The organism is Pseudomonas sp. W5-01 (assembly GCF_046540435.1).
GTDB lineage: Bacteria > Pseudomonadota > Gammaproteobacteria > Pseudomonadales > Pseudomonadaceae > Aquipseudomonas > Aquipseudomonas graminis_B.
The window spans coordinates 1-13,218 of the sequence record NZ_JAXCIP010000012.1 but is presented as its reverse complement, the minus strand read 5'-3'; the positions used below and the strand labels follow the sequence as shown (position 1 = coordinate 13,218).

Annotated in this window: 14 protein-coding genes and 3 pseudogenes; 4 read left to right on the top strand and 13 right to left on the bottom strand. The window is 57.0% G+C overall.

The annotated features are described in order from the left end of the window. Positions 1 to 20 precede the first annotated feature (20 nt). The 4 genes from SLW75_RS26020 to SLW75_RS26005 all read right to left on the bottom strand — a co-directional run bounded on the left by SLW75_RS26020 (position 21) and on the right by SLW75_RS26005 (position 3,105). The gene (locus SLW75_RS26020) at positions 21 to 293 is read right to left on the bottom strand and encodes a hypothetical protein (RefSeq protein WP_065987633.1); all 273 of its coding nucleotides are present in this window, start codon (positions 291 to 293) and stop codon (positions 21 to 23) included. A 103-nt stretch (positions 294 to 396) separates the two neighbouring features. Beyond that, on the bottom strand, positions 397 to 1,245 hold the full coding sequence (locus tag SLW75_RS26015) for an HPP family protein (protein ID WP_410929600.1): 849 nt from the start codon (positions 1,243 to 1,245) through the stop codon (positions 397 to 399). Positions 1,246 to 1,247: 2 nt separating this feature from the next. Beyond that, the gene (locus SLW75_RS26010; protein WP_410935804.1) at positions 1,248 to 1,451 is read right to left on the bottom strand and encodes a hypothetical protein; all 204 of its coding nucleotides are present in this window, start codon (positions 1,449 to 1,451) and stop codon (positions 1,248 to 1,250) included. A gap of 475 nt (positions 1,452 to 1,926) precedes the next feature. Then, complete coding sequence (locus SLW75_RS26005) at positions 1,927 to 3,105, bottom strand: sugar transporter (protein WP_192133090.1); 1,179 nt, start codon at positions 3,103 to 3,105, stop codon at positions 1,927 to 1,929. A 463-nt stretch (positions 3,106 to 3,568) separates the two neighbouring features. Between SLW75_RS26005 and SLW75_RS26000 the strand changes: the two genes are divergently transcribed. After that, entirely contained in the window at positions 3,569 to 6,259 is a 2,691-nt protein-coding gene (locus SLW75_RS26000) for an autotransporter outer membrane beta-barrel domain-containing protein (RefSeq protein WP_410935840.1), read from the top strand. Positions 6,260 to 6,267: 8 nt separating this feature from the next. Next, entirely contained in the window at positions 6,268 to 6,582 is a 315-nt protein-coding gene (locus SLW75_RS25995; protein ID WP_410935803.1) for a DUF6021 family protein, read from the top strand. An 83-nt stretch (positions 6,583 to 6,665) separates the two neighbouring features. Here SLW75_RS25995 and SLW75_RS25990 read toward each other — a convergent pair whose 3' ends face one another. The 4 genes from SLW75_RS25990 to SLW75_RS25975 all read right to left on the bottom strand — a co-directional run bounded on the left by SLW75_RS25990 (position 6,666) and on the right by SLW75_RS25975 (position 8,471). Further along, positions 6,666 to 6,986 (bottom strand): YceK/YidQ family lipoprotein, encoded by a 321-nt coding sequence (locus tag SLW75_RS25990; RefSeq protein ID WP_410935802.1) that lies wholly within the window; start codon positions 6,984 to 6,986, stop codon positions 6,666 to 6,668. Between the two features lie 121 nt (positions 6,987 to 7,107). Then, positions 7,108 to 7,524 (bottom strand): DUF1493 family protein, encoded by a 417-nt coding sequence (locus SLW75_RS25985; RefSeq protein ID WP_410935801.1) that lies wholly within the window; start codon positions 7,522 to 7,524, stop codon positions 7,108 to 7,110. Beyond that, the gene (locus SLW75_RS25980; RefSeq protein ID WP_410935800.1) at positions 7,525 to 7,956 is read right to left on the bottom strand and encodes an STM2901 family protein; all 432 of its coding nucleotides are present in this window, start codon (positions 7,954 to 7,956) and stop codon (positions 7,525 to 7,527) included. Positions 7,957 to 7,967: 11 nt separating this feature from the next. Then, positions 7,968 to 8,471: an Hcp family type VI secretion system effector gene (locus SLW75_RS25975; RefSeq protein ID WP_410935799.1), complete on the bottom strand. Its 504-nt coding sequence runs from the start codon at positions 8,469 to 8,471 to the stop codon at positions 7,968 to 7,970. A 413-nt stretch (positions 8,472 to 8,884) separates the two neighbouring features. Here SLW75_RS25975 and SLW75_RS25970 point away from each other — a divergent pair, with 413 nt between their 5' ends. After that, positions 8,885 to 9,187, top strand: coding sequence for a hypothetical protein (locus tag SLW75_RS25970; RefSeq protein ID WP_410929607.1), 303 nt, complete (start codon positions 8,885 to 8,887; stop codon positions 9,185 to 9,187). A gap of 329 nt (positions 9,188 to 9,516) precedes the next feature. Here SLW75_RS25970 and SLW75_RS25965 read toward each other — a convergent pair. The 3 genes and pseudogenes from SLW75_RS25965 to SLW75_RS25955 form a co-directional block, all read right to left on the bottom strand. Next, positions 9,517 to 9,951, bottom strand: a pseudogene (locus SLW75_RS25965) (methyl-accepting chemotaxis protein); the annotation flags it as partial. A gap of 99 nt (positions 9,952 to 10,050) precedes the next feature. Further along, positions 10,051 to 10,737 (bottom strand): annotated as a pseudogene (locus tag SLW75_RS25960) (PAS domain-containing protein); the annotation flags it as partial. A gap of 170 nt (positions 10,738 to 10,907) precedes the next feature. Then, a complete protein-coding gene (locus SLW75_RS25955; protein ID WP_410929608.1) occupies positions 10,908 to 12,098 on the bottom strand; it encodes an Arm DNA-binding domain-containing protein in 1,191 nt (396 codons plus the stop codon). Between the two features lie 286 nt (positions 12,099 to 12,384). Between SLW75_RS25955 and SLW75_RS25950 the strand changes: the two genes are divergently transcribed. Next, positions 12,385 to 12,642: a hypothetical protein gene (locus SLW75_RS25950; RefSeq protein ID WP_192133079.1), complete on the top strand. Its 258-nt coding sequence runs from the start codon at positions 12,385 to 12,387 to the stop codon at positions 12,640 to 12,642. A 1-nt stretch (position 12,643) separates the two neighbouring features. On the opposite strand, the gene SLW75_RS25945 is transcribed toward SLW75_RS25950, so the two are convergent. Together SLW75_RS25945 and SLW75_RS25940 are read right to left on the bottom strand one after the other, a co-directional pair. Then, positions 12,644 to 12,838 carry a hypothetical protein gene (locus SLW75_RS25945; RefSeq protein WP_410935798.1) on the bottom strand — a complete coding sequence of 65 codons (195 nt, stop codon included), beginning with the start codon at positions 12,836 to 12,838 and terminating at the stop codon, positions 12,644 to 12,646. A gap of 194 nt (positions 12,839 to 13,032) precedes the next feature. Further along, positions 13,033 to 13,149, bottom strand: a pseudogene (locus tag SLW75_RS25940) (carbon storage regulator); the annotation flags it as partial. Positions 13,150 to 13,218: the final 69 nt, after the last annotated feature.

The following is a 13,218-nucleotide window of genomic DNA, read 5'->3' as shown; positions in this document are numbered from 1 at the left end:
CCGTCTGGCGCCCCTCCGGCTCAGTTGCTCTGGGCCTTCTGCAGCGCTTGCTGCGTCAGCGCCACACATTCACGCCCGCCGTCATCGTTGTGCCGCGCCAGGGCCGCTTCGGCGCGGTGCACGGTCGTGTCGATATCGCTTTTGACCGCATCGCTGAGATGGGGATTGGCGACTTTCGCGTCACGAACCTTGCTCAGGTTCATCTGGCACTGATTGTTGTCGTCGTTGGCATTTGCCGTGAAGGGCAGGGCACATGCAGTCAGGAGCAAGCCGGCAAGCAGGGCGTGTTTCATGTGGGTTTCCGCAGAAGTAGGGGTGTGGCTCGTTATCGGTACGAGCCTTGTGCATCAGACCTCAGATTCCGGATTTCTGCCAGTGGGTGCCCGACGCTGGCTATCAGTTGACCAGCGTGATGATGCCCACCACCTTCTTGTCACCATCCAGCACCGGCAGATATTTGCTGTCATTTTTGGCGAGCATCTTCATCGCGTCAGCCATCGAATGCTCCAGCGAGAGGCTGTGGGTACTGCGCGAGAGAATCCGGGCGGCGTCGATATCGGAACGGTTGCGTCGCAGCGCATGGGCTTCGGTCTTGTGCAGAATCTCCTCAAGGTCCTCGCGAGAAACATCGACGAACTCGCCCATTTCCTCCAGCGCCTTGTCGAGATCTTCAGCGTTGAAGCCGTCGCTGTTGAGTGGCACCTGTTCGGGCGTCGGCAGCTCACTGGCCTGCGCCTTGGGGTAACGCACCCTGGTCAGGTTGTTGTAGATCAGCGCGCCAGCCAGCAGACACACTGCGTTGAGCATCACCGGGCCAAGCACTTGAAGGCCCATGGGCGACAGCTCGTTCTTCGAGGTGACGATGCAGATCGCGACCGCAGCAGCGGGCGGGTGCAAACAGCGGAGCACGCACATAAGCAGGATGGACGAGCATACCGCTAGGCTAGCGGCATTAATGGTGTTGCCGAGCAGCCTGATGGACAACAGCGCCACCAGCGCGGCGATCAGGTAACTGCCGAGGATCGCCCACGGTTGAGCGAGCGCGCCGGTCGACACCGCGAACAGCAGCACCGCCGACGCGCCCACCGGCCCCAGCAGGTGCAGCGTGATGTCGATGCCGTACAACTCGCGGCAGAACACCGCGCTGACGAAGATGCCCAGGCACGCGCCGATGGCGGCACGCGACCATTCGGCAGGGTGGGTGTTTAGCGAGTGGGGGATAAAACTACGCAGGAGGTTTTTCACGATCAGCACATTTCAAGAGAGAGGATAAAAGCGTTGAAGCCCACCACCTCATTGCTGAAGTGGTTTTCCGCCGAACGCATCATGAAGGCGCCGAAGCGATTGTCCTCAACGAGACCGTGGCTGTTCTTGCGGGCGATGACATGTTGTGAGTAATAGTTCTTTCCAAATGTTGGAAAACTAACGTGCAACGTGACGTCTCGGGTCATGTCGATTGCTCCGCATGTAACAGAACGTTGAAAGCGTGAAAGGTGCTGATAAGTGTCAGCTACTTGGCCTTAGTTTGCCGGTGCCACAACACGACTGTCCTCATCGTCCGCGGTCATCAAGACCGATCCCAGATCGAAGAGTTTGAGGGCGACGACGTAGCTGGTGAGCGCTGCGAGCGTCAAGCAAGTAAGGAGATGAACGATCATTTTCCTGCCCTCGGTTCGTGTTTGGGTGTGAGGGCGATGGTACGCCCATCAGTTTTGAGCGGAAGGCATTAGCGGGAATGTTGGTTATCGATGGGAATGATGGATCGTTCGCCGTGGCGCGGCGAACGCAGTTCATGTGGGAGTGAGCTTGCTCACGAATACGGCGTTTCAGACGCTGGCTGTCTGGCAGATACACAACTGTTTGCGAGGAAGCTTGAGCGACATCACGGTCGCTCCCGCCTTTCATACTGTGTTCGGCGTTTCGTCTTTATGCCCGAATGGTTTCGCCATAGCGATGTGTCGCCAGGCACGCCAGCAACAAACCACTGATCGCGACCATCCCGCCTACCAGTCCGATGTTGGCCACGCCGAGCTGGCTGATCACCACGCTGCCCAACAGCGCGCCGCCGCCGATGCCAATGTTGTAGATGCCCGAATGCAGCGCCATGGCCACGTCCGTGGCGTCCGGCGCCATCGCCAGGACCTTGGACTGCATTACCAGACCAAAGCACATGATCGCCATGCCCCAGACCACGCTCAGCGTACCCATCGACGATGAGTTGCCGGACAGCGGCAGCAGCAGAATCAGACACGCCGCCAGGGCGCCGATCGCAGTGATCAGCAGGCCGCGCGGGTAACGGTCGTTGTAGCGGCTGAAGATCACCGACCCGACGATCCCGGCGCCGCCGAACAGCAAGAGGATAACGGTGGTCATGTCGCCATTCATCTTCGCCACGATCTGTGCGAACGGTTCGATGTAGCTGTAGGCCGTGAACTGCGCCGTCACCACCAGCGCCGTCAGCAGGTAGAGCGACATCAGCGCCGGGCGCTTGAACAGCATCGGCAGGCTGCGCAACGAGCCCGAGTTCTGGCTCGGCAGCAGCGGCAGCGACTTCATCAACACCAACACTGTAAGGCCCGAGGCAATGGCAATCGCCAGGAAGGTTGCGCGCCAGCCCAGCGCTTCGCCGAGCACGCGTCCCAGCGGAATGCCGAGTACCATCGCCAGCGCTGTGCCGGTTGCCAACAGACCGAGGGCTTGAACCTGCTTGCCCTCCGGTGCCACTCGCACCGCCAGCGATGCGGTCACCGACCAGAACACGGCGTGGGCCACTGCGATACCGACGCGACTGACCAGCAGCATGCCGAAGCTCGATGACAGGCTCGACATCACATGGGCGGCGATGAACGTCAGAAACACAAACAACAGCAACTTGCGCCGCTCGATGTTGCGGGTCATCAGCATCATCGGCAGCGACGTGAGGGACACGATCCACGCATAAACCGTCAGCATCAGGCCGACTTGGGCGGTGGTCATGTCGAAGCTATGACCGATGGCGCTCAACAAACCCACCGGTACGAATTCCGTGGTGTTGAAGATGAACGCTGCCAGGGCCAGCGCGATCACGCTCAGCCAACTTCCGGTGTGTGCATTAGTGGTATTCATTAAAACGAATGCCCTCCTGAAGAATTCGGTTTGCCGTTTCCCCGGTAAAAACGCCGACAAGCAGAAAGACCGCTCGAGGCGTGTGCCTGGGCGGTGCATGCGGTCAGCTGAATATTATGAGTATGGGGAGATGCGACGAGATGTTGCGGATTCTACGCCGTTGTCATCGTTGTCACAACCGCGGCCGGGCGCGGTCGCCGGGTCACAAGCCGGTGCTGATCGAAGGCTTCAGGCGTGTGCCTAAGCGGCGTTTTCCCGCAACGCACCTGTGGATAAGGCTCGCGCCGTTTGACATGTCGGGGTTTGTATCCTTCGCTTGTACTGTCAGGGCGACAATTGGACGCACTTGCTTGAGTGCGCTCTTTATAGGGATGTAAGCACGCGGGTCATTCCGCAGGACGTTGTGATGAAACAGCCCGATCGGGCATTTTTCCGCCAGTTTCTCCGTGTGTCTTGTGTATCAATGCTGTTGCCAGTCACGCCGATCGAAGCGGCTTGCACGTTGGTGTCAGGGACAGGAAATGACAACTACGTATGCGACAGCAGCACCAGTCCGGGCCTGATCGATCTGGCCGGCGATAACGTGCTGACGTTTCCAACTGGCGGCACGGGCGTGGTGACGGGCAACATCCTGTTTGGCAACGGCGCCGACCGGATTGTCATGAGCTCCGGCCGGGTGCAGGGCGCCATCAACCAGGGCGCGGGCACAAACGTGATGGTAATGGAGGCCGGGACCATCACCGGCAGCCTCATGCAGGGTCCCGGTATCGACAACTTTTTCATGAGCGGCGGCACCCTCCAGTCACTGGCGCAGGGTGATAGCCGCGACGTGTTCTTCATGAGCGGCGGGACCATCGTCGGGGCGTTTGAAGACGGTGATGTCGCGACCCTCAGCGGCGGCACCATTGGCCGCGTCGACATGAAGCTCGACAACAATCTTTTCGACATGTCGGGCGGCCGGATCATCGGCAACCTCGTCACCGGTTTCGGCCGCGACACCATTGTCGTTTCGGGCGGCAGCATTGGCGGCAACATCAGCGTCAGTGGCGGCAACGACAGCATCAGCGTGAACGGCGGGACGGTATCCGGCGAAATCCGCGCCAGCTTCGGCGACGACACGTTCGCGTGGAACGGGGGCGGAGTGATCCAGTCCTCCGTGCTGATGGGCGACGGCAATGACCGCGCCTCAATCAGCAACCTCAATGAAAGCACGCTGAGTTCGAACCCTTTGCTAGACGGCGGACTTGGTAATGACCAACTGACGTTTTTCCAGACCCTCAGCGCCGGGGCCGGGCGCTACCTGGGGTGGGAAGCGATTGATCTCACCGGGCAGTCGCGTTTCACGCTCGACACCGACCTCTTTCTTGGTGACAGCGTGAGCAACACCGGCACGTTCAACATCGACAGCTCCAGTACGCTGGAGGTGACCCAAGGCGCCATTCGCCCGTACGCCGCAGGGCAGCTCGCCTCGTTGAACAACGCCGGGACTGTCGATATGACCGCCAACAGCGTCGTGGCCGGCGACACACTTACCGTGTACGGCAACTACCTGGGCAATAACGGCCGGTTGCTGCTGCAGACGGTTCTAGGCGACGACCGCTCGGCCAGTGACCGACTGGTGGTGTCCCAAGGGGCAATCAGCGGCAACACCCAGCTGGGCATCAGCAACCTTAACGGGCTGGGCGGACTGACACAGGACAACGGCATCGAAGTGGTGCAGGCCGTCAATGGAGCGACCAGCACCAACGACGCTTTTGTGCTCGGTAACCGCGTCGTGGCCGGCGCTTACCGCTATCAGTTGTTCAAGGGCGGCGTGACGGCCGGGACCGAGAACAGCTGGTTCCTGCGCTCTTCGGTGGCTGCGGTCCGAAGCCCATTGAGCGTACCGCCGCCCACCGCACCGCCTGTGGTTGATCCGACACCCCAGCCCGTCACGCCGTCGCCTGTCATACCGACGCCTATACCAACGCCTATACCAACGCCAACGCCAACACCTGTTCCCGTTCCCGTTCCCGTTCCAGTGCCAGTGCCAGTGCCTCCGGTCCCTGTCGATCCGGACGAACCGGCCGTTGAGCCACCGACCCTTGCTCCCGTCCCACCGCCTGCTGCTCCGGTTACACCCTCCGTTGCGCCTGCCGTTGTCTCGCCAATCCAGGCCCCGTTAACGGCACCATTGCCAACGGCGTCGCCCGGCGCCGAGCCCATCCCGTTATATCGCCTGGAAGTGCCGATCTATTCGGTGTTCGTGCCGGCTGCGCAGATCATGGCGCGTGAAGCGCTGGGTACTTTTCATGATCGTCAGGGCGATCAAAACCTGCTCAGCGGTGCGCCCGGCGGATGGGCGCGGCTGTATGGCAGCGACATACGCAGGGACTGGGCCGGCGATGCCTCGCCGCATTTCGATGGGTCGACCAAGGGCTACCAAGTGGGCCACGACCTGTATGTCGCACCGACTGATTCCGGCCGGGTGCAACGCGCTGGCGTCTTCGTCGGCCAGAGCCGGCTACAAGGCAGCGTCGAGGGATTCGCCGAAGGCTTCAAGGGCACAAAAGCCGGCCGCATGAAAATCAACGGCGATCACTTCGGCGCCTATTGGAGCCTGGTCGACCCGGGCGGCTGGTACCTGGACGCCGTCGCCATGGGCACGCGTCTCGGCGGCAGCAGCCGATCCGATCAAGGCATCAGGCTCGACACCGACGGCCACGCCATCAGCCTGTCTCTGGAAACGGGCTACCCGATGGCCGTCTCCGAACGCTGGGTCGTTCAACCCCAAGTGCAGGTCATCCTTCAACGGATCGACCTCGACCGCCGGAACGACGGCATCTCCGACGTCTCGTTTGATTCACAGGACTACTGGACGAGCCGAGTCGGCGCGCGCTTGAAGGGTCGATACTTGATCGACAACTTGCCCGTCGAACCCTATCTGCGCGCGAACGTCTGGCAGGTGCTGGATGGCAAGGACACCGTGACCTACAACGGCGTCGACCGGATCAAAACCCGACACAGGTCCTCATCCACCGACATTGGCGCTGGCTTGATCGTTGGCGTGGCGAAGGGAGTAAGCGTGTACTTCGCGGTGGACTACGCCGCCCAGCTGGACAGCAATGAACTGGCGGTTGCCAGCGGCAGTATCGGCATTCGTGCGAGTTGGTGAGCCGTGTGATGGGCAGGCGATTTCGAAACCGCCCGTCTAATCCGCGGCACTTGGCGCGCTTGTGGGCTTCTCATGGTCATGGTGCGGACAACTCGCACGTAAACGAGGAGATCGAATTCATGGCTAATGACACTTCGCTTACAGGGACCAGCGCGCAGACGGATCCGGATAAGGATCTTGGGTTTAATGAGGAATCGCCCGATGTCTCTGACCCGCAGGTAGACCCGACTGAGCCCGCGCGGACCGAGAACGATCCGGTGACTGAAGAGCCAACCACTAGGCGTGGGAATGATGAGCTGTTGCCGGGGAAGGGCGGGGTCTGATCGACTCGCGGTGAACCCAAAAGCCCTGCTGATTCGAGCGGGGCTTTTTTATGGCTTTTGGCGAAATGTTGACGGCGTGCTGATCAGCGCTGCTTGCGCTTGACCGGAATAACACCGAGCTCATTCTGCTGATAAATCGTGTAGGGCAGGACGAGGGTGTCTGCAATCCCTGAAAGCAGCATGTCGGCCGCAGCGATCGGAGCCGAATCATGGACGCCATACCTTTCCGGCGCATCCATGGTGCAATACCCGTAAGCGAAGCCGCTGTAAACGCGCGGGATCTGAGAGCAATACGAATGCCACCCGGCCAGATTGTCCGCTGCGCCCGGCCCGTTGTAGAGCGTGATGATGGTGCCGCAGCCAGATAGGGGTAGGGTGAGGAATGCTGCAATCCATTGCTTCATGAGCGGTCCTGGTTTTGGGGTGTTAGGGGCTGCAAATCCAATTGCGGATTAGAGTCTGACGACGTGGCCAAATAATTTTTTGGTTTGAGGTATGTACCATTCACGACAGAGACCCTTGCCGCTATATCTCATACCCTGGCAGCGGTATGTCGGTCTTACTGTTGTACAAAGGGATATTGCTGTAGCTGACCTGCTCCAGCAGAGTCGGATCCCAAGTCTGTGTTTTGGCGGCCAGATACAACATCCCTAGCTTAATTGGTATCTTCCCCTGTCTCTCCTTGCCACGCCTGAAAGAGAGCAGGTCAAAACCTTCTGGCACGAAGTATCTGTAAGGGTCATAGTTATCGATGTTCACCGAGAACCGTTGGAAAAACTCTGGCATCAGCTCGTTGGCGTCGTCGCCTTCAATGCCTAGATCACGGTTGATATCCGTGGATAGACTTAAATCTTTAAATGCGGTTGCGCTGAATTCAAAGGTTTCGTGAATGCACTCTATTATTTTGCCGAGCAGTTCGTAATCAACTTCATTATTGTTCATTCAAAATACCTGATCTTCAGGGCGCACAATAGCGTTGTAGGTAACGACAGTCTTGTAGCCTATTAGGCCTAGCTCGGCGGCAGTGTAAGCCCATCCGAATACAGGTATGGCACGCCCTACGAATGCAGCGAGATAAGGGGTTCGTCTTAATCTGGGCGGCCACATTCCAACAACTGTTGGTGCCCGATACCCGCCAGGGAACTTTGTTTTTCTAAGCACGCGTCGGGAAAGGACAGACGCTACGGAAGTGTTCGGAATCGCGCCCCCAGGCTTCCCCCGAGTTGGAATTACATTAGCCCCGCTAACGATTGCCAACGCAGATGCTACATCGTCTAGACCAAATTCTTCCATTGTCGTCTCAGCGGCAATCACCCAGAGCAACTGATCCGCCGTAAGCCCACAATCGCCGTCATAGCAATATATATTAGGCACTTATACCGTCCTTATGCGTAAGTGTTGTTTCGGGTTTGGTCCCAGCCGGCAGAGATTTGCCCTGTGATTAGCCCGGTGATGCGGCTTTGCTGGGAGTACACAATGTTGACTTTGGCATAATCAAACCATACGACCTCTTCAGGGAATAACAAGGCCGCAGCGTCGAAAATATTTCCGCTGTGGATGCCACTTATGATAACTTCCTCGAATACAATCTCCAGAAATTTTTGTTTTTCTCCACCTGCTCTATACACGCTCATTACTATCTTTTTGAAGTGCCGTCCCGCGCAGCAGGCTTCGAGTATTTTAGGTGTTGCAACATCCACTCGTTTTACAACGCTGAAGTGACTTAAATAAACGCGGCCTACTGTGGCACCGCCAGCCGAGCTCGCTGTTCTGGAGACCGCTTGAGTAGCGGCGAGGTTGTACGCGGATATCTCTATCCAGTTTTTATGCTCGAAGTCCGAGCAATCGCCATCCAGACCGTCTATCCATAAAAAAGTATCAAATGCCATTCCTGCTCCCTGCAACTGATCGTGCGGATTTGATTGATGTCAGGGGCAAAGCTTAACGTCGCTATCAAACCTCGCCAACCCTTACCAACAGATGCCAGAGCACCTGAATGCTCATAGCCATTGGCATCAAGCAAAACAGACATCAGTAGGTGTCTTTTTGGATTCGAGCCAAGGGCGGCTCTTTGCGGCTAGTCTTGGATGCCGGGACACCGGATCACGCTGGCAACCCCTTGCTGGGCGGAGCGGTCATCGGGCTGTCTGGGGGGGGGCTGTCAGGGCAAAGTCAGCCGACTCTATCAGCGCCAAGGGGATGTCTGCGTAATACATTCATCTTGTGAGGTCCTAAGCTGGTCATTGAAATGCCCAGCCGAATGATGGCACTGTCTGGTCTCACCAACGAAAGGATTCCGACTGTGCACCGCAAACTTTCCCTGATCTTGTGCCTTAGCTGCCTGCCCGCTTTCTCTCAAGCCGCTGATTACGACATGAAAAAATACTGTGGAAAAGTTTCGGATGCAGTGGGGGGTAGTGCTCAGATCGAGCTCGGCTGTCGAGAGCAAGAAGCGGATGCTCGGGCTGAGATCCCTGCCAAGAACGCTTCGCCAAAAATAATGGCTTACTGTGATCGAGTAGCGAAAGCAGTAGGCGGGAGTTACCAAATATTGTCAGGTTGCATCGACCAAGAGCAGGAAGCCCAAGCGCAACTCGACAGGTGATCCTATTTAGCCGATCAATACCGCCCCGGTCCATCATTTCTGAAGAATCGGATGAGCCTGCCGCTTATGCTGGCGCTGGCGGTTCAATCCTAAGCTCAGCAAGCGCATCGAGTCGTTGCGCGGCCGCAAATCACTACACCTTTGCAGTGCCTGGCAGTGCATGGGCTCTTGAGTTAATCGCATTTCAGCCACAAAAAAAGACGTCCAAGGACGTCTTCTTTTTAGGATTTGGTGGAGCCGGGGGGATTTGAACCCCCAGCTAAGCCTTGAAATACGTGGCCCTCAGTCCGAAGGCTGGCATAAAGCTGTCATTGTCTAGCATCGGTCCGTCATAGCTGTTTTGAAAAACGTTCCACCGCCCCAACAACTTCACGAGCCCCGGCTTGAATTTCTAAAATCACGCTACCCGCTTGTTGAGCAAGGTTCAGACCTAATTCTGCCTGCGATTTGCTAGTACCCATGCCAGACACCGCTTGATTTACCAAGGACTGGTTCTCTTGGACTACGGTAACTATCTCCTCAGTGGCGGAGCTTGTGCGGGCCGCGAGTTGCCTAACTTCGTCAGCCACCACCGCGAATCCTCGTCCTTGTTCTCCTGCCCTTGCCGCTTCAATAGCAGCGTTCAATGCCAGGAGGTTAGTTTGCTGCGCAATGCCTCCAATGGTTTGAACAATTGAGCTAATCAATAATGACTGTTTTCCCAACGCCTCGATACCGTTTGAAGCCGACGTGACCTGATCAACGATCAAATTCATCGTAGCAACCGTTTCCTTTACTACTGCAGCTCCACGCATCGCCGTAGCATCAGTTCGCTGCGAAATATCGAAGGCGGTATTTGCCGCGTCATTGACCTCTTGCTCTCGACGCACCTGATCAGTGACTGGTGTTGCAAACTTTACGACTTTATAGAGCCTGTTTTGAGTGTCTAGGACTGGGTTGTAGGTGGCTTCTAGCCAGATCTCATTGCCGTGACTGTCAATTCTCTTGAAGCGATCGGCAACAAAGCGCCCTGACCTGAGAGTATTCCAAAAGCTTTCATATTCCGGTGATCCCACGTGTGTCGGGTCACAGAAAATACGGTGATGTCGACCCTTGATCTCGGCGAGTGAATAGCCAACAGCCCTTAGGAAGTGGTCGTTAGCGGTAATCACATTGCCTGCCATGTCAAATTCTATGACCGCTGTAGATCTCAGCAAAGCTTGAATGAGTGCGCTCTCTTCTTGATGCTTGTCGATAGATTCGGTGACATCAAAGCCGTAGCATGTCATGGCGATGACCTGGCCAGTGACATCGATCGATGGTCTCCATGCCGCACGCATCCAGACAAGAGTATTGTCATTTTTGATGAATCTATAATCATCAGATGTCGAGGTGCCATTTTTCATAGCTTTCATGAAATTTTTGTAGCAGGGAAGTTCGCTGACATATGGAGGCGTGATGCTCCCCAATGGTTGGCCTAGGAGCGATGATTTATCTCTGCTCAGAAAAGCCGCAAACTTTTCGCCAACCTGGATAATGTTCATGTTGCGATCGACGGTGATCGTCAGCATCTCCTGAGCAAGCATCTCCTGTGCGCTCCGTAGGTTCTGAACCTCAGCTTCTAGACTAGCAACCGTGCTTTTCAGCCTTTTGTTAAACATGCAATCACCGTCCGATATGAGCGCTCATATCGTTGTATCGGTGCTTAGGACATAAAGCTTAGCCTGCCAGAGAGAAATATTTAGTTGTATGGCTTGCTATTTATATTGGCATCCGCTTCGGCAGAGCTCGCATACCACAACTTCTCAGCTTTTGAGCCGACGGTTTCGTCCGCGCTTGGCATCCATCGGCCGTACACCCTCGCTATCATCGTCCAGTCGCTATGACCCATTTGCTGAGCGACCCACATCGGATGCTCGCCCGCAGATAGCATCATCGAGGCGTATGTGTGGCGGGTCTGGTACGGCCGCCGGTACCGAACACCAGCTTTCTTCACCGCGTGTGCCCACATGGTCTTCCGGATCGGTCCGTCACCAGCCCAGCGTTCGAGAGTGCGAGGATTCTGGAACACCTCATCCCCGGCTAGGAAGGTGTGATCCTTCTGCGCTTTTAATGCCGTCAGAGCTGGACCAAGTAGCTTTACCGCTCGGCGGCCTGATGCCGTCTTCGGTATCTCTGCAACCCCCTTTGCCGCTTGGGTCATAGCCTTGGTGATCATTATCTCTCCACGTATCCAGTCAACGTCCCCCCAATTCAGCGCAACCATCTCGCTCGTCCGGAGACCAGTCCATAACGCGAACTGCACTAGGTTTGCCGCTTGGCCAGCGAGGGCGGCAATGATCGCTCGCTGCTCTTCCGGACTGAATGGATCAACGTCATCCTCATCTGCCGGAGCCGACTTGCGCTTGTACGTCCATCCGGCCATCGGGTTGTTCTCAATCAACTCCTCGTCGACCGCTTCGGTGAGTGCCGAGCGGAGGCAGCTCTGGATGTTGCTCAGCGTCTTGTTGCCAATCTCCAGCGTGTCGAGCCAGTCCTTGATCATCTTCCGCTTCAGATCGACCATCATGTGCGTGCCGAGGGCTGGCACGAGTCGGTGCTCGACAAGTTTGCGATAGCCTTCGTAGGTGCTGCTGGAAAGGTGCTTCTTCTTCGACGCGAGCCACCTGGTCAGGAAACCGGCGACCGTTTCATGCGATGCTTGCGGCGCAAACTTAGCAGCCCTGGCCGAACCCGGGAAGGTGACCGAGTAATCGAACGTGCCGATGGAAATTGCATGCTCGATCGCCGCCTTGTGCTGCCCGGCTTTCTTCAGATTAGTGGCGGTGGGCTTGAGCGTGATGCGCTCGCGGCACCGGACGCCCCGATACATGAACGTGATTTCGATACTCGAATCGGAGATCGCCCGAACTCCCCGCCCATCTCTACCCATGACTCATATCCCTCTGTGTCGATCAGCGTCCGGCCGTCCGGAGCCTTGTACCAAATCTCGCCAAGCCGCCAAATTCCATCACGGATCTTCGAGCGGATAGCGTCCTCGCTGTAGCCAGACTCGCTGGCAAATTTTCTAATAGTCATGTAGCGCATTGAGTGACTCCTGACGCGTCAGGTTTGCTATCCGTCTAAAGCTGACGTGCGCGCCAATCCGCGCCAACTGAGTTGATTGGCGGGACGGTGCGGCGTGCTTTATCGTTTGGCATCAGACCGCAGGAGGCCCTATGCGCCAAAGAGGCTTGAAGTTTCATCAGTGGACCGAGCGAAGGCTCAGTGCTTTCAGATATAGCGAGATTTTGCCAGGCGGCACGCAGCTCGACATTCGGATTCATGTCTCTGAGCCAGTAACGCTCATCTTCGTCGGCATTTATACGAGCGATGGCTCGATGGTGAGTGAGGAAACTTACGCCACCCTGCACGTCGCACATGATGAAGCACTCAGGTGGGCGATTGTCCAGGCGCACTGGATGGCTGGCGCATGAGCTATTCATCATGCTTTCCATACGAATCATTCACCGTGCGTAGCTTCAAGTGGATGCCGCAGGAGTTGGCCAAGCTCGTGAGCTGGCCCACCGTGGTGGCTGGTTCTTTCAACGCCTGGCCGAAGCGGATTAGACGATCGCCCAAGCTTTCGAACTCAGCACGCGGGTGAAGCTGGCTGCCTTGGGACATGATCATTGGTCAGCCTCTACACCAGCGCGATATCCCGACAGGAAAACCACGTAGGCGTACTGGGCGTATTTGTTCGCGAAGCCTGAGCCTTCCTGCTCCAGATCCTCAGGAGCAAAGCCTGCTGGGTTTTCCTTCACAAAGAGGGAGCGTGGACCGACTTCGGCGGCCACCATCTTGATGCGCTCGTGAATGCAACCAGCCGCCCCGAGCTCACGCTGAATACGCTGGTAAACCTCCTCGCGGTGTACCTCGATGCTGGCCGGAGCCTGAATGCCTAACCGACATCTACGTTGACGCCCCGTCTGGGGTAGAACGGAACCTGATTCTTTCCGCTTACTGATTACAGAAACGCAAACACGCACCGCCCGAGAGGCGGTTTTTTTGTG

Excerpts from the sequence above, each read along its gene's own strand:
- SLW75_RS26020 (WP_065987633.1), bottom strand. The coding sequence starts at position 293 with ATGAAACACGCCCTGCTTGCCGGCTTGCTCCTGACTGCATGTGCCCTG.
- SLW75_RS26010 (WP_410935804.1), bottom strand. The coding sequence starts at position 1,451 with ATGACCCGAGACGTCACGTTGCACGTTAGTTTTCCAACATTTGGAAAG.
- SLW75_RS26005 (WP_192133090.1), bottom strand. The coding sequence starts at position 3,105 with ATGAATACCACTAATGCACACACCGGAAGTTGGCTGAGCGTGATCGCG.
- SLW75_RS26000 (WP_410935840.1), top strand. The coding sequence starts at position 3,569 with ATGCTGTTGCCAGTCACGCCGATCGAAGCGGCTTGCACGTTGGTGTCA.
- SLW75_RS25995 (WP_410935803.1), top strand. The coding sequence starts at position 6,268 with ATGGGCAGGCGATTTCGAAACCGCCCGTCTAATCCGCGGCACTTGGCG.
- SLW75_RS25990 (WP_410935802.1), bottom strand. The coding sequence starts at position 6,986 with ATGAAGCAATGGATTGCAGCATTCCTCACCCTACCCCTATCTGGCTGC.
- SLW75_RS25985 (WP_410935801.1), bottom strand. The coding sequence starts at position 7,524 with ATGAACAATAATGAAGTTGATTACGAACTGCTCGGCAAAATAATAGAG.
- SLW75_RS25975 (WP_410935799.1), bottom strand. The coding sequence starts at position 8,471 with ATGGCATTTGATACTTTTTTATGGATAGACGGTCTGGATGGCGATTGC.
- SLW75_RS25955 (WP_410929608.1), bottom strand. The coding sequence starts at position 12,098 with ATGGGTAGAGATGGGCGGGGAGTTCGGGCGATCTCCGATTCGAGTATC.
- SLW75_RS25950 (WP_192133079.1), top strand. The coding sequence starts at position 12,385 with ATGCGCCAAAGAGGCTTGAAGTTTCATCAGTGGACCGAGCGAAGGCTC.
- SLW75_RS25945 (WP_410935798.1), bottom strand. The coding sequence starts at position 12,838 with ATGATCATGTCCCAAGGCAGCCAGCTTCACCCGCGTGCTGAGTTCGAA.